The sequence below is a fragment of the Sandarakinorhabdus sp. genome (assembly GCF_040398665.1).
Taxonomy (GTDB): Bacteria; Pseudomonadota; Alphaproteobacteria; order Sphingomonadales; family Sphingomonadaceae; genus Sandarakinorhabdus.
The window spans coordinates 56,129-76,231 of the sequence record NZ_JBBATQ010000014.1 but is presented as its reverse complement, the minus strand read 5'-3'; the positions used below and the strand labels follow the sequence as shown (position 1 = coordinate 76,231).

At 66.9% G+C, this 20,103-nt stretch carries 19 protein-coding genes; all 19 read left to right on the top strand.

The genetic code is table 11. From position 1 onward, the window contains the following. The first annotated feature begins 160 nt into the window (after positions 1-160). The 19 genes from ABWP22_RS14990 to ABWP22_RS14900 all read left to right on the top strand — a co-directional run bounded on the left by ABWP22_RS14990 (position 161) and on the right by ABWP22_RS14900 (position 20,101). Positions 161-3,049, top strand: coding sequence for a TonB-dependent receptor plug domain-containing protein (locus tag ABWP22_RS14990; protein ID WP_353200793.1), 2,889 nt, complete (start codon positions 161-163; stop codon positions 3,047-3,049). 101 nt (positions 3,050-3,150) lie between these two features. Beyond that, the gene (locus ABWP22_RS14985; protein WP_353200792.1) at positions 3,151-4,581 is read left to right on the top strand and encodes an amidohydrolase family protein; all 1,431 of its coding nucleotides are present in this window, start codon (positions 3,151-3,153) and stop codon (positions 4,579-4,581) included. A gap of 102 nt (positions 4,582-4,683) precedes the next feature. Then, entirely contained in the window at positions 4,684-6,570 is a 1,887-nt protein-coding gene (locus tag ABWP22_RS14980) for a gamma-glutamyltransferase family protein (RefSeq protein WP_353200791.1), read from the top strand. 17 nt (positions 6,571-6,587) lie between these two features. Beyond that, the gene (locus ABWP22_RS14975; protein WP_353200790.1) at positions 6,588-8,483 is read left to right on the top strand and encodes an outer membrane protein assembly factor BamB family protein; all 1,896 of its coding nucleotides are present in this window, start codon (positions 6,588-6,590) and stop codon (positions 8,481-8,483) included. 25 nt (positions 8,484-8,508) lie between these two features. Continuing rightward, positions 8,509-9,825 carry a PQQ-dependent sugar dehydrogenase gene (locus tag ABWP22_RS14970; RefSeq protein WP_353200789.1) on the top strand — a complete coding sequence of 439 codons (1,317 nt, stop codon included), beginning with the start codon at positions 8,509-8,511 and terminating at the stop codon, positions 9,823-9,825. Between the two features lie 48 nt (positions 9,826-9,873). Beyond that, positions 9,874-10,155: a hypothetical protein gene (locus ABWP22_RS14965; protein ID WP_353200788.1), complete on the top strand. Its 282-nt coding sequence runs from the start codon at positions 9,874-9,876 to the stop codon at positions 10,153-10,155. 158 nt (positions 10,156-10,313) lie between these two features. Beyond that, complete coding sequence (locus ABWP22_RS14960; protein WP_353200787.1) at positions 10,314-10,835, top strand: hypothetical protein; 522 nt, start codon at positions 10,314-10,316, stop codon at positions 10,833-10,835. Between the two features lie 124 nt (positions 10,836-10,959). Further along, entirely contained in the window at positions 10,960-12,273 is a 1,314-nt protein-coding gene (locus ABWP22_RS14955; RefSeq protein WP_353200786.1) for a DNA-packaging protein, read from the top strand. A gap of 24 nt (positions 12,274-12,297) precedes the next feature. After that, a complete protein-coding gene (locus ABWP22_RS14950) occupies positions 12,298-13,425 on the top strand; it encodes a phage portal protein (protein WP_502951136.1) in 1,128 nt (375 codons plus the stop codon). Continuing rightward, complete coding sequence (locus ABWP22_RS14945; protein ID WP_353200784.1) at positions 13,422-13,727, top strand: DUF6127 family protein; 306 nt, start codon at positions 13,422-13,424, stop codon at positions 13,725-13,727. The genes ABWP22_RS14950 and ABWP22_RS14945 overlap by 4 nt, the downstream gene beginning before the upstream one ends. Beyond that, entirely contained in the window at positions 13,724-14,158 is a 435-nt protein-coding gene (locus ABWP22_RS14940) for an HK97 family phage prohead protease (RefSeq protein WP_353200783.1), read from the top strand. The genes ABWP22_RS14945 and ABWP22_RS14940 overlap by 4 nt, the downstream gene beginning before the upstream one ends. Before the next feature lie 46 nt (positions 14,159-14,204). Further along, positions 14,205-15,131, top strand: a complete 927-nt coding sequence (locus tag ABWP22_RS14935) for a phage major capsid protein (RefSeq protein WP_353200800.1) — start codon at positions 14,205-14,207, stop codon at positions 15,129-15,131. A 63-nt stretch (positions 15,132-15,194) separates the two neighbouring features. Further along, positions 15,195-15,797, top strand: coding sequence for a hypothetical protein (locus tag ABWP22_RS14930; protein ID WP_353200782.1), 603 nt, complete (start codon positions 15,195-15,197; stop codon positions 15,795-15,797). Next, a complete protein-coding gene (locus tag ABWP22_RS14925; RefSeq protein WP_353200781.1) occupies positions 15,794-16,012 on the top strand; it encodes a hypothetical protein in 219 nt (72 codons plus the stop codon). Before ABWP22_RS14930 ends, ABWP22_RS14925 begins: the two co-directional genes overlap by 4 nt. Further along, entirely contained in the window at positions 16,012-18,660 is a 2,649-nt protein-coding gene (locus tag ABWP22_RS14920; RefSeq protein WP_353200780.1) for a hypothetical protein, read from the top strand. The genes ABWP22_RS14925 and ABWP22_RS14920 overlap by 1 nt, the downstream gene beginning before the upstream one ends. A gap of 12 nt (positions 18,661-18,672) precedes the next feature. Beyond that, the gene (locus tag ABWP22_RS14915) at positions 18,673-18,852 is read left to right on the top strand and encodes a hypothetical protein (RefSeq protein WP_353200779.1); all 180 of its coding nucleotides are present in this window, start codon (positions 18,673-18,675) and stop codon (positions 18,850-18,852) included. Between the two features lie 24 nt (positions 18,853-18,876). Further along, positions 18,877-19,245 carry a hypothetical protein gene (locus tag ABWP22_RS14910; RefSeq protein ID WP_353200778.1) on the top strand — a complete coding sequence of 123 codons (369 nt, stop codon included), beginning with the start codon at positions 18,877-18,879 and terminating at the stop codon, positions 19,243-19,245. A 56-nt stretch (positions 19,246-19,301) separates the two neighbouring features. Further along, the gene (locus tag ABWP22_RS14905; protein WP_353200777.1) at positions 19,302-19,577 is read left to right on the top strand and encodes a phage fiber-tail adaptor protein; all 276 of its coding nucleotides are present in this window, start codon (positions 19,302-19,304) and stop codon (positions 19,575-19,577) included. Further along, a complete protein-coding gene (locus tag ABWP22_RS14900) occupies positions 19,577-20,101 on the top strand; it encodes a head-tail connector protein (protein ID WP_353200776.1) in 525 nt (174 codons plus the stop codon). Before ABWP22_RS14905 ends, ABWP22_RS14900 begins: the two co-directional genes overlap by 1 nt. Positions 20,102-20,103 lie beyond the last annotated feature (2 nt).

Here is a 20,103-nt window from a genome sequence, read left to right as displayed (position 1 = left end):
ACGGATGGTGCGCAGCGCCTGCTATGGCTCGGGGCGAAGATTCGCCCCGAGGCCGATCGGCTTCTGACAATGGAAAATTTTCTTCCTTGCACCCCCTTTGAAAACGATCGCATACTTCCTCATCACGAGGGGTCGTTCGGCACAATCTGGGGGAATTGCCATGGTCAAGCTACAATCACATCTGCATGTCTGGCTGCGGGCTTCGGCCTGCATCGCCGCGGTTGCCATAGGCACAGCAGCCGGTGCCCAGACCAGCGCAGCCCCAAGCGCGACCGCTGCCGCCGCGCCAGAGGCTGAAGACAATCTGATCGAGGTCACCGGCACGCGCGTCGTGCGTGACGGCTATCAGGCGCCGACCCCGGTGTCGGTGGTGACGGTCGATGAACTGCAGAAATCGGCCACGCCCAACATCGCCGATTTCGTCAACACGCTGCCGGCGGTGTCGGGCAGTTCGACGCCGCGCACCACGGTCGCCCAGGTCGGTGCTGGCCGCCAGGGAATCAACGCCATCAACCTGCGCGGCATCGGCGTGGTCCGCACGCTGACGCTGCTCAATGGCCGCCGCGTTGCCGGCATGGCCAATGATGGCACCGTCGATGTCGGCCAACTGCCGCAACTGCTTGTCAACCGGGTCGATGTCGTCACCGGTGGTGCTTCGGCCTCCTATGGCTCGGACGCGCTGTCCGGCGTCGTCAACTTCGTGCTCGACACCAAGTTCACCGGCCTCAAGGGCGAAGTGAACGGCGGCGTCACCACCTATGGCGACAACCGCACCTATCGCGTGGCGCTGGCCTGGGGCACCGGCTTTGCCGGCGGCCGCGGCCACATCCTGCTCAGCGGCGAAATCGCCCGTGAGGATGGCATCTATGATCCCAGCAACCGCGACTGGACCAAGGCGGGGTGGGCGTTCATCAACAATTCCGCCTATACCGCCACCAACGGCCAGCCGCGCGTGCTGCTGCGCCCGGGCGTCGGCCTGTCGACCTCCACGCTGGGCGGCGCCATCGCCTGTTCCGCCACCGCCGCCTGTTCCTCGCTGCGCGGCGTCGCCTTCGGCCCGGGCGGCTCGCCCTACAATCTGGTGTTCGGCCCGGTCGTCTCCGATCCGTTGATGGCCGGCGGCACACTGGCCGACAACAATGTGCGCAACGGGGTCGACAACAGCCTGCTGCCCCGTCAGGACCGCCGCAACATCTTCGGCCGCATCAGCTTCGACGTGGCCGATGGCTGGAATGTCTATGCCGAGGGCATGGCCGCCTATTCCGAGGCCGACACACGTTATTATTACGGCAATTTCCCCAACAACCTCACGGTGCGCGCCGACAATCCCTATATGCCGGCCGCCATTGCCGCGCGCATCACCGCGCTGGGTCTCACCTCGGTGCCGTTCGGCACGCTGAAGGGTGACAATGGCGCATCGGGGGCCAACGCCAAGCGCGAATACACCCGCTTTGTCGGCGGCGTGGATGGCAAGTTCGATGCGTTCGGCAGCGAATGGACGCTCAATGCCTATTTCCAGCATGGCCGCGCCACGCTGGTCAACACCGCGACGCGGGCAACCAACATCCCCAATTTCAACCGCGCCATCGATGCAGTGCGGGCGCCCAACGGCAGCATCGTCTGCCGGTCGACGCTGACCGATCCCACCAACGGCTGCGTGCCCTACAATGTGTTCGGCACCGGCGTGAACAGCCAGGCGCAGATCAATTACGTGATCGGCGATCCGTTCCGCAGCGATGTCTACACGCAGAATGTCGGCAGCCTCAACCTGGCGGCCGAGCCGCTGGAAATCTGGGCCGGCCCGGTGTCGGTGGCCTTCGGGGTCGAGCACCGCACCGAGAAGGCGTCCGGCTTTGCCGATGCCATCACCACCCAGAGCCCCGGCAACTGGGACACCACCGGCGGCCTGCCCACCATCGGCAGCTACAAGGTGTCTGATGCCTATTTCGAAACCGTGGTGCCGCTGGCCAAGGATGAAAGCTGGGCGCGCTCGCTGAACCTCAACGCCGCCGTGCGCGCGGTGAAATACGAGGTCGGCACCTATGCCACCTGGAAGGTGGGCCTGGAATACAAGCCGGTGGACGGCATCCGCCTGCGCGGCGTCGTCTCCCGCGACGTGCGCGAAGCCAATCTGGCCGACCGCTTCGCCGGCGTGTTCCAGAGCCAGGCCTCGTTCCAGGATCCCAACCGCAACCTGGCCAACACCACCGCGCGCTCGCTGGCATCGGGCAACCCCAATCTGGAACCGGAAATCGGCCGCACCACCAGCGCCGGTATCGTGCTGCAGCCCGGCTTCCTGCCCGGCTTCAACGCCTCGGTCGACTGGTACAAGGTGGACATCAGCCAGGCGATCGGGTCCCTGACCATCCAGCAGATCGTCAACCTGTGCTTTGCCGGCAACCAGGATGCGTGCAGCCGCATCGTGGCAACGCCGGGCGCGGTCAACCAGTTCGACATCGCCAACACGCCGCTGAACCTGGCCAAGGAAACCACGCAGGGCATCGATATCGAGACCAGCTACCGCTTCAACACCGCGGATGTGATCCCCGGGCTGGAAGGCACGATGTCGTTCCGGGCGCTGGCCACGCGCTTCCTGAAATATGATGTGGATTCCGGCCTGCCCAACTCGCCGATCGTCGAGCGTGACGGCACGGTGAACCTGCCGAACTGGCGCTACAGCTTCCAGATCAACTGGGACAATGGCCCGCTGTCGCTCACCGGCATCGTGCGCGGCATTTCCGGCGGCGTGATCAATAAATTGTTCATCCAGTGCACCACCGGCTGCCCGACCTCCACCGCCGACCGGCCGACCTATGACAACCAGAGCGTACCGGCCGCCGCCTATATCGACCTGTCGGCCACCTGGCGCTTTGGCCCGGAGCGGCAGTACCAGCTGTTCTTCAACGTCCGCAACCTGACCAACAAGGATCCGGCCATTGTCGCCGCCGGCCCGACCGGGTTCGGGGCGTGGAACAACAATCCGGTCTCGGCCGGGCAATATGACACGTTGGGCCGCTTGTTCCTGGCCGGTTTCCGCTTCAAGCTGTGAGGCAAGGCTGGCGCACGGCAGGCTGGCGGGGAATGATGGCGCGCGGCCCGGTCTGAGGGGCATCGCGCCGGGCCTGAAGGGGTGAGGGCATGGAGGGACAGATGATGTTGAACAACAGCGCCGCTGACCAGCGGGACGTGACGGGTGGGGGGCTGTTCACATCGCTTCGCGCCTTGGCGCTCGCGGTCCTTTCGCTGGCCTTGGCCCTGCTTCCGGCCCCGGCCCTTGCCCAGCAGCCGCAGACGACCGTGCTGACCGGCGGCATGTTGATCAGCGGCCTCAGTGTGCCGCCGCTGCACGATGCCCGCGTGGTCATCCGGGGGGACCGGATCGTGGCGGTCGGCTCTGCTTCGGAAATTGCCATTCCCGCCGGTGCCACGGTGATCGACACCAGCGGCCAGACCATGATGCCCGGCCTGATCGACGCGCACGCCCATCTGTTCATGCTGGGCTATGGCGACGAGGCGGCGTGGTTCAAATGGCTCGCCGGCCCGGGCAAGAAATATTCGATCGAGAAGATCATGGAACTGTCCGGCTGGCAGTTGCTGATGTCGGGCGTCACCTCCGCCATCGATCTGGGCGGCACGGCGGGCGACAGCATTGCCTTGCGCAACCGCATCAACAAGGGCGAGGTGGCCGGGCCGCGGCTGCTGGTGGCCGGGCCGCTGGTGACCCGCCGTGCCTTCGGCGGCTTCCCCGCCGAAGCATCGGCGGTGATTGCCAACCCCAAGGAAGCTGCGGCTGTCGTTGACAAATTGTTTGCGCAGGGTGTGGACGTCATCAAGGCGCACGCCGGCCTGACGCGTGAGGATTATGCGGCCATCGTGACGGCAGCGCATGGCCACAAGATCAAGGTCCATGCGCATGTCTATGACGAGGAGGCGGTGCGCAACGCCTTCGAAACCGGGGTGGACGTGTTGCAGCATGTCGGCTCGGCCGGCTTCCCGATCTATTCCGCAGGCCTTGTGCGGGCGATTTCGGAAGCGGGGCGTCCCGTGGTGTTGACCGCAGCGCATCGCAGCTGGATCTTCCCCGATACCGTCGCCTTCCCCGGCCGCCTGCAGGACCCGGCGACCAAGGCGCTGTTTCCCGCCGACATCTGGGCTGCCGTGCAGGCCTCGTTCAAGGAATGGCCGGCCGAAAGCTATTTCGCCGGCATCGATCGCCAGATGAAGTTCCGCAGCCCGCAGGTGAAGCAATGGATCGAATCCGCGGCGGTCATGGGTGTCGGCACCGACAGCGGCACGCCGATGAACTTCAACAGCGATGGCCTGATCCGCGAGATGAAGGTGCTGGTGGATGAAGGCATGCCGGTGCGCGAGGTCATCTCCAGCACCACCCGCGTCAACGCGCGGATCATGGGCAAGCCCGACCTTGGCACCATCGAACCGGGCAAGCTGGCCGATATCATCGCCGTCCCGGGCGACCCGTTCTACAGCAATCTGAACAACCTGTTCGGTGTGCAGGTCGTGATCAAGAATGGCGTTGTCTACAAGAAGGACGGCAAGCCGACGATTCCGATGCCGCAGTGAGTTCGGCATCGCAATGATCTGATCGAACTTGTCCTTCGTCATGCCCCCGGCGATGCATGTCCTGCTGCCAGGGGCACGGCGCAAACCAGCGGGAGCCCGCACGTGACGAACGACCCCAAGAATGAAGACGCCCAGAAGGCAACGCTTGGTCGCCGTGAACTGCTGATCGGCGGTCTTGCCGCTGCCGGAATGGCCGCCACGACGTCGCAGACGGCGATGGCGCAAACTCCGCCAGCCGGCCAGGTGGGCGTGGGCCGGCAAGCGCCGGACGCGCCGCGCACCGGCGCTGCCACCGTGGCGCAGCACCGCGTCGAGGTGCCCGGTCCGCATGGCCTGGTCGCCGCCGGGCATCCGCTCGCCTCCATGGCCGGCTTGCGCATGCTGATGCAGGGCGGCACCGCCGCCGACGCGGCCATTGCCGTGATGGCGGTGCTGAATGTCGTGGAGCCATGGGCATCGAGCATCGCCGGCAATGGCTTTGCCACCTGCCTGGAAGGCAAGACCGGCAAGGTCACGGCCCTGGCCTTTGCTGGCGCGGCGCCGCGCCTGCTGGATGACAAGGCCAGCGTTGCCGACCTGACTGCCGGCGCCAAGGCGGTGGTGACGCCGGGGGCCTTTGGTGGCATGATCGCGTTTGCCCGGCGCTATGGCCGGTTGCCGCTGGCCACCCTGCTGGAGCCGGCCATCGGCTATGCCCGCGACGGGCATCCGCTCGACCCGTCGATTGCCCGCACCATCATCCGCCAGCAGGCGGTGCTGAAGCGTTTTCCGACCACGGCCGCCATCTTCTTCCCCGGCGGCAATCCGCCCGCGCCCTACATGATGTTCAAGAACGAGCCGCTGGCGCGCAGCTTTCAGGCGCTGGCCGATGCGGAAACCGCGGCGCTGAAGGGCGGCGCCAGCCGCGACAAGGCGCTGATGGCGGCTTATGACCATTTCTACAGCGGGCCGATCGCGCGCGAAATGGCGCGCTTTGCCGAAGCGAACGGCGGCTGGCTGCGCATGGCGGACATGCAGGCCTATGCGCCGAAGTGGGTGGACCCGGTGGCGACCAGCTATCGCGGCCTCGATGTCATCGCCTCGCCGCTCACCTCGCGCACCGGCCTGGAGACCTGCGAGCAGCTCAACCTGCTGGAAGGCTTCGATATTGCCTCGCTGCCGCCGGACGGCCCGCAGGCGCTGCATCTGATCGCCGAGTGCATCAAGATCACCAAGGCGGATGTGTATCGTTATGCCTGCGATCCGGCCTCGGCGCCGGCCCCGGTTTCAACGCTGATTTCCAAGGAATTCGCCAACCAGCGCCGCCGGCTGATCGATCCGGCGCGGGCGATCCCGTTTCCGGCCGGTGCGGACATCGGCGGCGCCAAGCTGCCCAATCGCCCGCCGGCCGGGCCGAGCCATGCCGCTGGCGACACCACCAACATCTCGATCACCGACAGCGAAGGCAATGCGGTGGGTGTCACCACCACGCTGGGCGGCGGCTTCGGCGCTTGCGTGGTGATGGGCGACACCGGCATGCTGTGCAACAATGGCCTGCGCGAAGGTTCGACGGCGCCCTATCCCGACCATCCCAATTTCGTGAAGGGCGGCCGCATTCCGCTGCTGGGCAATTGCCCGACGGTGGTGCTGGATCGCGGCCAGTTCAAGATGCTGTTTGGCACGCCCGGCGGTGAAACCATCGGGCAGACCCAGTTCCAGCACCTGATCAACATCGTCGATCGCGGCATGCCGGTGCAGGCCGCGATCGAGGCCCCGCGGCTGGCGCTCGATCCCGATCCGGGCTTCTACACGCCCGGCGCTGCCATTACCCTGCAGCTTGAATCGCGCTTTCCGGAGGCGAGTTTCGCCGCGCTGCGCGCCATGGGGCACAAGGTGGCTGCGGTTGGCCCCTATTCGATCGGCAGCATCCAGGCGGTGTTGAAAACGGCCGAAGGCACGCGGATCGCAGGCTCCGATCCGCGCCGCATGGGCTATGCGGTCGGATATTGAAACAGGGAACGGCGCGCATGCAGATGATCGGAAAATCGGCCCTGGCCCTGGTGATTGCCGGGCTGGCAAGCGTGGCGCAGGCCGCGCAACCCGGCGACTGGCCGCATTTCGGCGGCGATATCGGCGACACGAAATATTCGGCGCTCAGCCAGATCAACGCCGGCAATATCGGCAAATTGAAGGTGGTGTGGCGCGCGCCGGCGATCGATCCGGCGGTGGTGGCGCAAACGCCGGGCCTGCAACTGTCGAACAATTTCCGCCACGCGCCGCTGGTGATCGACGGCGTGATGTATATCAGCAACCAATTGGGGCAGGTCGAGGCGCGCGATCCAGCTTCCGGCAAGGTGCTGTGGCGGCAGGGCAATTTCGAAGGGGAGACTCCGTCGCGCGCCAACGCCAGCCGCGCGCTTTCCTATTGGAACAAGGGCGGCGTCGCCCGCATCGTCACCGTGCGCGGCGCCTATCTGTACATCGTCGATGCAAAGAATGGCGCCCTCGTGCCGGACTTTGGCGACAAGGGCCGCGTCGATCTGCGCGCCGATCCCAAGACGGCGTTTTCCTGGACCGCGCCGTCGCCAATCGTGGTGGGGGACGTGATCGTGGTCGGTGGCCAGCCGCTGGCCACTGGCACGGCGGATATCAACAAGGCGTCGCTGCCCGGCGATGTGCGCGGCTATGACGTGCGCACCGGCAAATTGCTGTGGACCTTTCACACCATCCCCCGCGCCGGCGAGCCAGGCGTGGAGACCTGGGAAAATGAGAGCTGGAAACAGGGCGGCAAGACCAAGGTCTGGTCCGCCTTCTCCGCCGACGAGACGCTCGGCATTGTCTATGTGCCGCTCAGCGCGCCGTCGAACGACTATTATGGCGTCGCCCGGCCAGGCGACAATCTCTATGGCGATTCGCTGGTCGCGCTCGATGTGAAGACCGGCCGGAAGGTCTGGCATTATCAGACCGTGCATCATGATCTGTGGGATTATGACCTGCCGACCCCGCCGATGCTGGCCGACATCAAGGTCAATGGACGCATGCGCAAGGCGGCGATCCAGGTGACCAAGATGGCCTATGTCTTCGCCTTCGACCGGGCAACCGGGGAGCCGTTGTTCCCGATTGTCGAAACGCCGGTGCCCGCCTCCACCATGCCCGGCGAGAAGGCCGCCGCCACCCAGCCCATCCCGGTGAAACCGGCGCCGTTCGATCGGCAGGGGATGGACGAAGATGCGATCATCGATTTCACGCCGGAGCTGCACGCACAGGGCCTCGAAATCCTCAATCGCTTCGTCCATGGCCGGATGTACACGCCGCCTTCGGTTGCCGGTGGGCCGGACGGCAAGCTGGGCACGCTCTATCTGCCCGGCTGGGTTGGCGGGTCCAACTGGAACGGCGCCGCGCTCGATCCGGAAACCGGGATCATCTATGTCCCCTCCGTCAGCGTGCCGTGGATCGGCCGCGACAATTATCGCCGCCCGCCCGAAGACAGTCTCTATCTCGAAGGGCCGCAGGGCCTGCCGCTGGTCAAGCCGCCCTATGGCCGGATCACGGCGATCGACATGAACAGCGGCGATCATCTGTGGATGGTGCCCAACGGCAATGGCCCGCGCGACCATCCGGCGCTGAAGGGCCTCAAGCTGCCGCCGCTGGGGCAGGCCGGGCGGCCAGCGCCGCTGCTCACCAAGTCGTTCCTGTTCATTGGAGAAGGCGACATGGTTGCCCTCAGCATGCCGAAGTTCAGCGGCGGCAATGCTTTCCGGGCCTATGACAAGAAAACCGGCAAGGTCGTGCGCGAGATCGATCTGGGTGCCGGCACGACATCGCCGCCGATCACCTACATGCACAAGGGCAAGCAATATATTGCCGTGGGCGTGGGCGGGAAGGATCACCCCGCCGAAATCGTGGCGTTGGCGGTCAATTAAGCGCGGGATGAGGTCGGAAACGCATATGAACATCAAGACCCTGCTGGCTGTGACGGCGGCCACCTTGTCCTTCGCTGCCGCCGCGCAGCCGGTGGAGACGCCCGGCATCACCGCGCCGCTCACCCCGGCACAGATCTTGCGCAACTATCCGCCCAATGCGCTGACCGGGGCCGCCGTCGACAAGCCGGTCGATCTGACCAGCGAAGGCGGGATGGGCATCCATGTCGTCAAGCTGGCCGAGGGGCTGTCGCACCCTGATGGCCTGGTGTTCCTGCCCGATAGCAAGACCATGTTGATCACCGAGCGCACGGGTCAGTTGCGCGTTGTCACCGATGGCGTGCTCGATCCGACGCCGGTGTCCGGCCTGCCGGCCTTCGACAATGTCGGGATCGGCGGCCTGCATGATCTGCTGCTGCACCCCGACTTTGCCAGGAACAGGTTGCTCTACATCGCCTATACCAAGGCGCGGGAGCCGATGCGCGGCACCACGCTGGCCATCGCGCGCGGGCGCTATGAGAATGGCAAGCTGACGGCGGTGAAGGACATCATCGTCACCGATGCCTGGGAAAGCCCGCTCGGCACCTATGGCGGGCGGATGGTGTTCGGGCCGGATGGCATGCTGTACATCAGCGTGGGTGATCGCGACGGCACCACGGCCAATGACGTATCGAGCGCCCGCCCGCAGGCGCAGAGCCTGGCCAGCCATATCGGCAAGATCCTGCGCGTGCGCGACGATGGCTCCGTCCCGCCCGACAATCCCTTTGTAGGCAATCCGAAGGCCAAGCCGGAAATCTACAGCTATGGCCACCGCAACGTCTATGGCATCGCCTGGGACCCGAAGACCGGCGAGATGTGGGCCAGCGAATTCGGCCCGTCCGGTGGTGACGAGATCAACCGCATCCTGCCCGGCCACAACTACGGCTGGCCACTGGTGTCGCTCGGCCGGCATTATTCGGGCAGCCTGGTGTCGGATCAGCCTTGGGTTCGCGAGGGCATGGACAATCCGCTGTTCTTCTGGAACCCGACCTTCAACCCGGAAAACATGCTGTTCTACACCGGCGACAAGTTCCCGCGGCTCAAGGGCAGTTTGTTGGTCGCGGGCGCGGGATCGAAGAAGATCGCCCAGATGGTGATTCGCGGTGACGTCGTGCGGCAGGGCGATGTGATGCTGCGCGAACTGAACGTGCGCTTCCGCGACATCCGCCAGGGGCCGGACGGCTATCTCTATGTGTTGACCGAGGGGCGCTTGCGCGGACCCAAGGACACTGACGGCATGTTGCTGCGGCTGGAGCCGCCCGCTGCAAGTGGCATATCGCGCACGCCCGCGACGCCGACGGACTGAACCGCCGATGCTTTGCCAGAGACCGACATGCATGTGATTCGACAATTTGTGATCGCCGCCGGGCTCAGCCTTGGCACGTTGGCGCCGGCCCACGGGACGGATCTGCCCGATGCGCCGGGCCGGCAGCAGGTGATCGAATCCTGCAGCCAGTGTCACAGTATCGATCTGCTGGCACAGCGGCGTTCGGCCGATGATTGGTCGCAGATCGTCAGCCAGATGGTTGGGCAAGGCGCAAAAATGACCGACGAGCAGTTCCAGACGATCCTGGACTATCTTTCGACCCACATGACCCCTGCGAAGACCCCGCCGGCAGGCAAAGCGGGACAATGAGGATCAGGACGGCCGGGCCACCGTGAGATCGGGCCTGCGTCGCTAAAAATAACCAAATAGGCACATTGCGCTTGACTATCGTCACGCTTTGGGTTATAGAAACGGCATGCCTGCGGAATCGCCCTGGAAGCGGCGGCGCCACATCGGGGAGCCTCAACATGGCAATGGATGCAGTGATGCTGGCCGGGCAACCGGCGCGGCGGGGCGCTCGGGCGTGTGCCCGGAACGGCAGCGCCGTGGCGCGGCTTGCGGTGTCTTCTGTGGGCATGGCGCCGCTGCAGCGGGGGCAGGGAAAATCCGGGTCTCCAAAGCAGGCCAGCCGCAAGGCACGGCAGGCGTTTCTGGATCATCTGATGCGGAGCGGCGATCCGGCGCTGGCGGCGGCGGAGACCGGGCTGGGCCTGTTGCAGATGTTCAGGTTGCGCGCGACCGATCCGGGTTTTGCGGCCGATTGGCAGGCGGCGATCGGTTTTGCCTGGGAACGGGTGGAACATCGTGTGCTGGCCGGCTTGCTGGCACAGGACGGCGGCGTGGACATCAAGGTGGCGCTGGCGATCATGGCGCGGCGGGACGCCGGCGCGACCCGCGTGCAGGGACGCAGCGTCGACAGTGCCAGTGTGGCACGCCTGCGCGCGGAGCTGCGGGCGCTGGCCGGGCCGGACGCGACGCACGGCAGATAGTCCGCCCGCCTCCCGAAAAGGGGGCTGCGCAATTATTGGGTGATTGATCGCTGCGGGTGCCGGGTGGGGTGCTGCGCGCGGGCCGTGGCGGCTGCCTGGCGACCGAAACGGGACACGCACCGTCATGGCTGAACCCCCGCCGGCAGCGCATTCGCTGCTGGAGCGATTTCGTGCGCAGCCGCAGCCACTGCGCCGCCGCCTGCTGGCGGTGCATGGCGAGGACGTGGTGCTCGCTGCGCTGTCGGGGGAGGGTCTTTTGCGACCCGCCCAGCTCGCACCGGCCGGTGATTGGGGGATCTGGGTGATCCTGGCCGGGCGCGGCTTTGGCAAGACTCTGGCAGGGGCCGAATGGATTCATGGACTTGCGGTAACAGCACCACGGCGGTTCGCGCTGGTGGCGCCCAGCCTGGATGTGGCGCGCGCCGTGATGGTGGAAGGCGAATCCGGCCTTCTGGCCCGCGTGCCGCCCGGCGCGGATCTGGTCTGGCAGCCGAGCACCAAGCGGCTGATCTGGGGCAATGGCAGTGAAGCGCGGCTCTATTCCGGCGCGGAGCCGGATGGCTTGCGCGGCGGCCAGTTCGATTATGCCTGGGGCGATGAATTCGCGCACTGGCTGCACGGTGAGGATGCGGTGATGAATTTGCGGATGGCGACCCGGCTGGGTGCGGCGCCGCAAATGTTGCTGACGACGACGCCCTTGCCGCTGGGATGGTTGAAGGATCTGCTGGCGGAACCCGGCGTGGTGATCACGCGCGGGGCCACTGGCGACAATGCGGCGAACCTGCCGCGTGGGTTTCTGGCAAGGCTGGAGCGGCGCTTTGGCGGAACGGTGACCGGCCGCCAGGAATTGGCCGGCGAGATTGTCGAGGATCTGGACGGCGCGCTGTGGACACGGGCGTTGATCGATCGGGCGCGGGTGCTGGCGGCGCCGACGCCGGCGCGGGTGGTCGTCGGTGTCGATCCGCCGGCCGGCAATGGCACTTGCGGGATCGTGGTGGCGGCACTGGGCAGTGATGGCAACGCCTATGTGCTTGATGATCTGAGCGTTTCGGCCGTCGCGCCGGGCCAGTGGGCGCGTGCTGTGGTGGCGGCGGCCGATCGCTGGCAGGCCGACCGGGTGGTGGCGGAAGTGAACCAGGGCGGCGCCATGGTGACGGCGATGCTGAAATCGGTGGAATCGACCCTGCCGGTGCTGGCGGTACGCGCGGCGCGGGGAAAGGTGGCGCGGGCCGAGCCGGTGGCTGCCCTCTATGGCGAAGGCCGCGTGTGGCATGTCGGGGTGTTTCCCGCGCTGGAAGACGAACTGTGCGGGCTGCTGAATGATGGCCGTTACGCCGGGCCTGGCCCGTCGCCGGATCGGGCCGATGCGGCGGTGTGGGCGCTGTCGGCGCTGATGCTGGGGCCGCGTGTGCTTGCGCCCGGCGTGCGCCAACTTTGAACCAGAAAGGTTAGTGAGATGCGATTGCCGTTCTTGCGGACCAAGGCCGATGCGCGGGGTTCAGGCCCGCCGACCGCGCGAATCCCGGCTTGGGCGACGCCCGTGGGGGACAGTACGGGCGGCTATGCCGGCCAGGTGCGCGCCGCGTTCCTCGCCAATCCGGTGGCGTCGCGTGCCATTCGGCTGGTGGCGGAAGGGGCCGGCGGTGCGCCGATCACCAGCAATCCGTCCGGCCATCCGGCGCTGTCGCTGCTGGCGAGCTGCGGCTTTGGTGCGTCCGGGCCTGGCTTGATCGAGACCTTGGCCGGGCATCTGCTGTTGCACGGCAATGCCTATGTCGATGTGGCGGTGGGCGATGATGGCCTGCCGGCTGCGCTGTTTGCGCTGCGCCCGGAACGGGTGAGCGTGGAGGTGGACGCCAATGGCTGGCCGGCGGCGCATGTCTACCGCGCCGGCGGGGCGCTGCGGCGCTATCCGGTGGGGTCAGGTGGGGGCCTGCTGCACATTCGCAGCTTCCATCCGTTGGATGATCATCATGGTGCCGGTTGCCTGGCGCCGGCGGCGGGCGCGGTGGCGGTGCACAATGCCGCCAACCGCTGGAATCAGGCGCTGCTTGACAATGCGGCGCGGCCTTCTGGGGCGCTGGTGTACCAGCCTGGTGATGGATCGACACTCAGCCCGGCGCAGTATGAGCGGTTGCGCAGCGAAATGGAGGCGGCGTTCAGCGGGGCGGCCAACGCCGGCCGGCCGATGCTGCTGGAAGGTGGGTTGAACTGGCAGGCGCTCAGCCTGTCGCCCGCCGAAATGGATTTCGCCGGCATGCGCGAGGCTGCAGCGCGCGATATCGCACTGGCACTGGGCGTGCCGCCGCTGCTGCTCGGCATGAAGGGCGACAACACCCACGCCAATTATCGGGAGGCCAATGTCGCGCTGTGGCGGCTGACCCTGCTGCCACTGCTGGGCCGCGTGCTCGGCGCGTTGGCCGCCCATCTTGGTTGGTGGTGGCCGGGGCTGGCGCTCAGCGTCGATCTGGATGGCATCTCGGCGCTGGCCGAGGATCGCGAGCGGCTGTGGGCCAGCGTCAGCGCAGCGGACTTTCTGGAACCCACTGAGAAGCGGCGCATTCTTGGGCTGGAAGGGGATATGGCATGACCGGCATATTGGAAGGGCTGGTGGCGCAGGCGGAAAGCCAGGGCGCGGCGCGGGTGACATTGCAGGCGATTATCGAGGAAGCGGCCGATACGGGCGCCGCGCGCGCGTTGCGCCGTATCGGGCTGATGGACGACGGCGCCGGCGGTGACATCAAGGAACTGCGCCAGCTGGTGCAGGGCTGGCGCGATGTGAAAAGCTCCGCGCTGAAAAGCCTGGTCGGCTGGGTGGTGCGCTCCGTGGTGGCGCTGCTGCTGTTCGCGCTGGCGTTCAAGCTGGGGTTGGTGCGCGGGGAACGGCCATGAAGGCGCTGCGCCTGGCGGGCTATGCCAGCGTGTTTGATGTGGCCGATCGCGGCGGCGATGTGGTGGCGCGCGGGGCCTTTGCCGATACGATCGCGCCCTTGCCATTGCTGTGGCAGCATCTTCCCGGTGAACCAATCGGGTTCGTTGAGGCCTTGGCTGAAGATCAGCGTGGGCTGCGCATCACGGCGCAGATTGTCGGCACGGGCCGCGGTGCGGACGCAGCGGCTTTGGTGAAAGCCGGCGCTCTCACGGGATTGAGTTTTGGTTACCGGGTGAAGGCCTCCAGCCCGTTGCGAACTGGGAACAGGATCGGTCGGCGGCTGGAGCGGCTGGAGCTGGTTGAAGTGTCACTGGTGACCTTCCCGATGCAGCGGGAGGCCCAGGTGTTGGGTTGGCAAGAGGAGAACGAGGATGCTGGAAGTGAAGTCTGAAAATCTGACGCCCCATCTTTCCGGGGTGTTCGAGACCGCCGAAACCATCACGCGCCCGGCGCTGGAGGCCAAGGCCGCCACGATTGCGGCGCCGGCCAAGGGCGGGCTGGCGGTGCCGCGCGAGATCGATGACGTGATCGGCCGGGTGCTGGCCGCAGCCTCGCCCATCCGCGCCATTGCGCAGGTGGTGGAGGTCGGGTCGGCCAATTACCGCCGGCTGTTCACCACCAGCGGGGTGGTATCGGGCTGGGTGGCGGAAACCGCAGCGCGCCCTGAAACCGAAACGCCGGACTTTGCCGAAATCGCGCCGCCGATGGGTGAGCTTTATGCCAACCCGGCGGCCAGCCAGGCGATGCTGGATGATGCCAGTTTCGACGTGGAAAACTGGCTGGGCGAGGAAATCGGCCGTGAATTTGCCCGAGCCGAGGGCGTGGCGTTCGTCAGCGGCGATGGCGTGAACAAGCCGCGCGGCTTCCTGACTGGCCCGGTGGCAGCCACCGGCGATGCCGCGCGGGCGTTCGGCACGTTGCAGTTCATCACCTCCGGCGCGGCTGGCGCCTTTGCCGCCAGCAATCCGCAGGATCGGTTGATCGATCTGGTGCACGCTCTGGCCAGCCCCTATCGTCAGGGCGCGGTGTGGGTGATGAACAGCGCCACGCTGGCGCGCATCCGCAAGTTCAAGACCAGCGATGGCGCCTTCATCTGGCAGCCGGGCCTGGGGCCGGACCAGCCGCAGACGCTGCTGGGTTATCGCGTGGTCGAGGTCGATGCGATGCCGGATGTGGCAGCGGACAGTCTGTCGATCGGCTTCGGCAATTTCCAGGCCGGCTATCTGATCGCCCAGCGCGCCGAGACGACCGTGCTGAAGGACCCGTACAGCAACAAGCCCTATGTGCATTTCTATGCCACGCGGCGCGTGGGCGGCGCGGTGCTCGACAGCCGCGCCATCAAGCTGATGCGCTTTTCCGCCTGATTCCATCCACCTGAGTCAATCCAGGGGGGCCGGCCGCGTGCCGGCCCCACAGTGGAGATCAACATGCCTGACAATGTGACGGCGCCGGCCATCGGCCTGGCGTTTGCAACCGATGAACTGGCCGGCGTGCACTGGCCCTATGCCAAGCTGGCGTTTGGCGCGGATGGCGCAGCGGTGGTTGTTGCCGACAGCGCCGGCGCGCGGCTGCCGGTGCAGATCGGCGGCACGCTGCCGGCCTTTGCTGCAACGCCCACCGTTGCACTGGATGCGCCTACCTTGGCGGCGCTTGAAAATACCATTGTCACGATCGGCGGCACGCTGCCGGCTGGTACCAACAATATTGGCGATGTCGATGTGCTGACGGTGCCGGCAGTGGCCAGCACCACGCGGGCCTATGATTTTGCCGCGGGCCAGCGCCTGACGACCAGCGGTGCGGGTGCGCAGCGGTCAACGGCCGTCACCGCCGCCGAAGTGTTGCTGCATGCCAGTGTGCGTGGATTCATCCGGGTGGGGGACAGTGGTGTGAACGCCGCTGTCGCCGCTGGATCGATCCCGCTGGCCGCCGACGAGAAATTTCACCTGCGCATCAGCAGCGGCCAGTTCATCAGCTTCATCCGCGATGGTGCAACCGATGGCAGCCTGTCGATCGTGCCGGTGGCCGCATGATGTTCATCGGCGGCGGCGTTGGCGGTGCAGGGCGGATCGGTGGCGGCGGGCGGCGTCCGGCACCCGGCACCCCCGACTTCAGCTTGTCAAACAGCAGTGCCACGACCGCGTGGGGCACCGTTTCCATCGGTGACCTCGCCCCGATCAATGCGCCTGCCGGCGTCACCTTTCGCCTAGTGGACGAGCCGGCGGGTCTTGCTGTGGTGAACGGCTAATGGCGATTCGCATCAAAACCATTTCGGCGACCGATCTGCGGCCCGCCAACAACGTCACCAAGCGAAATTACACCACGGCGATCACCGTGGGCGGCACGGCCGGCAAGGTGGTGGGCTGGTGGCAGGCGGCGTTCGTGCGCCTTCCCGGTTCACCCAACTTCACCAGCAACACCGTCTATCCACTGTGGGGGCATGACGGCAACAACGCCGGCAACTTCAACAGCGGACAGGATGGCGTCGTCTGGATCGGCGGTGACAACGCCAGCCAGGGCGCGCTGCGGCTGCGCCCGCGCCGCACGGCGCGATCCGGCAATCAGAACGGCTATGCCGCCGCCAACCAGGATTTCACCAGCGTTTCCGCGCTCACTGCCAACGGCACCGACGTCTATCTGCTGGTCTATGGCGAGCAGAACACTGGCACCGATGCATCGCCGGTCTGGCAGGGCTGGTTCGCGCGTGTGCTGGTGGGCGGCGGCGTTTCCAGCCAGGTCATCGCCACCGCCCTGGCCACCGCCTATGTCACCAGCGCGACCGGCGTGCTGCTGTCGCAAATCTTCAACAGCCGCCCGGCAACGGGCGCGGCGCGGTCGCCGGTCAATCTGGCGTTCGAGAACTTCGCCCACGTCAACGGCGATTTCCCGTGGGACACCGCCAACAACCGCCCGCATCACGATGCGCTGCTGGCGCTGGCGGCGGGCACCGGCGCGCCGGGCGCGCTGCACAGCTATGCCAGCCTGATCGCCGCGCAAAATGCCGGCACGCTTGGTTATGCCAATCTGCGCGCCGACGCGAAGGCTGATCTGTCCTTCTATTGGCCGATGAGCAGCCTGAGCGCCGGCCTTGCCAATAGCGGCACCGGCGGCACCAACGCGCTGGTGCAGAGCAACTGGAACAGCCTGACGGGCGGTCTGGAAGATGTCGCCAGCTTCACCCCGGCGCACTGGACGACCAATCCGACGATCACCGAACCCGTGGTGAAGTTCCACGGCGGGCGCGGCGCGCTGCCCTACACCGCCAGCGGCACCTATCAGGCCGGCACCACGGCGATGCAGCGGCGCTGGGTGCTCGCGGGCACCAGCACGCCGGTATCGGGCTTTGATTGGGCGGCGGTCGGCACGTTCGGCGGCGGCACCTGGAGCACTACCGACACGCTGCCGATCGGCAATTTCGATCTGCAGGTGCGCGACACCAACGATGTCAGCCGCGCCGCGACGATGAGTGATTTTCTGGTCGGCACCGTGGTGCTGACCCACGGTCAATCCGGCATGGCCGGTGTGAACGAGAACGCCAACGCCCCGAAGAACGTGCTCAATATCGCGCTGTCGGCCGGTGTGCAGGGCATCTTCCTGGAAGGCAGCAGCACCGATGCCGGCGGCGGCAGCTATGTGAAGCCGACGCCGCTGATCACGCGGATGATCGGCGGGCAGACGCCGGCGGGCCTGACCCAGGGCACGCTGCTGATGATGAACGAGTGGCAGGTGCACAACCCCGGCCACCCGTTGCTGATCGCCAACATGGCCATCGGCGGCACGGCCATGGCGGATTGGGCGGCCAATGCCACCATCGGGCAGTGGACGTATCTCGGCACGGTCGGCGAACCGGGCGCGGGCAGTGCCGGCGGCGTTGGCCGGGTGGGGCATTATGCCTGGATGCTGCGCGGCATCGCCGATGTGCATGCCATCATGTGGACGCCGAACATGTCCAGTGTGCAGGCCACGCGCACCGCCTATGCCGATGCCATCGATGCGCGGTTCACCGTCACCCCCGCTTCGCCATGGCTGGTGCTGCCACCATGGCGCGGCCACCGCAGCCCGCCCGATGGTTCTTCCACGCCGGGCAAGCGCGCCGAACATGTGGCCTTCGTCGCCGAACGCGGCGCGCGCGGTATCCTCGGCCCCTATTGGCCCGATATCGTGATGGACGGCAACCCGATCCCGGCCAGCACGTCCAATCCGGGCAGCCTGCATTGCGCGTTCCACAGCAACGCCACGCTGGGCGGCAGCGGCAGTTCGGTAAGCGATCAGAATCAGGTCGGCCAGGCCCGGCTTGGTCGCGGCATCGGCCGGTCGCTGGCCTGGGCTTATGATCGCACGATCAAGGCGCATGGCCCGCGTGTCGTGGCGGCCTGGTTCCGCGATGGCGCGCGCACGGTGATCGAGATCGAACTCGGCCGCGCCGTCCGCACGCTGAACGGCGCCGGCATCAACAACCAGTTCTGGGTGAGCACCGATGACGGCGCGACCTTCGCCAAGACGGGCTTCACCGTCGCGCTGGATGCCACCGCCACCCGCGCCGTGCTCACCAGCACGGGCGGCGCGTGGCCGGCGAGCAACGTGCGCGTCGATTATGCCCGCGCCTGGCCGTTCGGCCCGGCCGATGGCGACCTTGATGAAGCCCTGACCGAACGCAAGCTCGATGGCCTACTCTATGACGATCAGGTCCACCGTGGCGGCGTGAACCTGGCCGCCCTGCCTGGCAACCCGCTGACCAGCGCCAATGGCAATGGCGTGGCGGTCGCGGCGCGCGGCACGGCGAAGTTGCTGGCGACTGAACGCTGGACCGGCACGCGCAACGTGACGGTGCGGATGATCGCCGCCGATGGCGTGACGGTGCTGCGCGAAAAGACGCTGGCGATCACGGGAAGCTGAGGGGGGCGGGGCATGATCCTGACGCATAGGCTGGTGCTGCTGTCGGCAGGACCGGCACTGATGGTGCCGCAGGCAGCAGTGCTGCCGATCACGGATGGCGGCGCGCAGGTGGCGCTGCCCCGCCGGGCGGTGGCGCTGCTGCCGGCGTTGCTGGTGCTCGCCCGCCGGGCGCTGGCGGTGCGCGGCGATTGATCGATCCAATCTGGGAGAGTGATGATGGCGCGATTTGCAGCCCAGCCGGTGCTCGATGCCGGACTCGATGTGCTGGCCAGTGCAGATGCTCTGGTAGTGCTGGCCGGGCAACCGGCAGACTTTGCCGCGGCCGTGGCGACGCCCCTGGCCACGGCCCCGTTGCTTCCGGCGGATTTTGCCAAGGCCGGTGCGCCGGGCGGCGGTCGGCAACTGACAGTGGCGGCCAATGAGGGCCTGGTCGCGCTGGCCAATGGCACCGCCGATCATGTTGCGCTCGTCGATGGGGCGGGCGGGCGGCTGCTTTATGTCACCACCTGTCCACCGCAGCCGGTGCTGGTTGGTGGTGCGGTCAATGTGGCGGCGTGGACAGTCACGGCAGCGCCGCCGGTGTGACCGCGTCCCGTTGCTCCACCGGATTGTCATAGGCCCAAACGCGAAAGGCCCCATTCATGACCCTGTTTCTGAAAGACCCCGGCGCGGTCGTCGACCATGCGGTCGACTGGGACGCTGGCTATCTGGCGGGCCGCACCATCGTCGCATCGATGTGGAGCGTCCTCCCGGCAGCCGGGCTGACGCTGGCCGGCCCACGCATCGAGGCTGGGCGCACCGCGATCACGCTGAGCGGTGGCACGGCAGGCCAGGTCTGCCGGGTGACCAATCGCGTGACCCTGAGCGACAACAGCAGCGATGAACGTACCCTGGTGGTGCGGATGGAGGAGCGGTGATGGCCATATCGTTGGAAGCCGGACCGCTGGTCGTGGGCCTTGCGGAGTGCAAGGCGGCGCTGCGGCTGGATCGGGATGACGAGGATGCAGTTGTCGCCGGCCATATCCGGGCCGCCATGGGCCTGTGCGAAGCGTTCATCGGCCAATGGTTGATCGCGCGCGAAGGCGAGCAGGCGCTTGTGGCCGATCTGGCCTGGCAACGGCTGCGCGCGCTGCCGTGTGTGGCGATTTCAGGCGTGTTTGTCGGCGCCGACGCGCTGCCTGCGGGTGATTGGCAAGGCGATATCGCTGCTGATGGCACCGGCTGGCTGCGGCTGGTGCGCGTGCCGGAACAGCGCAGCGTGGCGCGGTTCCGCGCCGGGCTGGCCGAGGATTGGAATGGCGTGCCGGAGCCCCTGCGGGCCGGCATCGTGCGACTGGTCAGCCATTTCTTCAGCCACCGCGATGCGGCCGACGCCGGCCCGCCGCCCGCCGCCGTGGCGGCGTTATGGCGGCCGTGGCGGCGCATGAGCCTTGGGGGATGAGC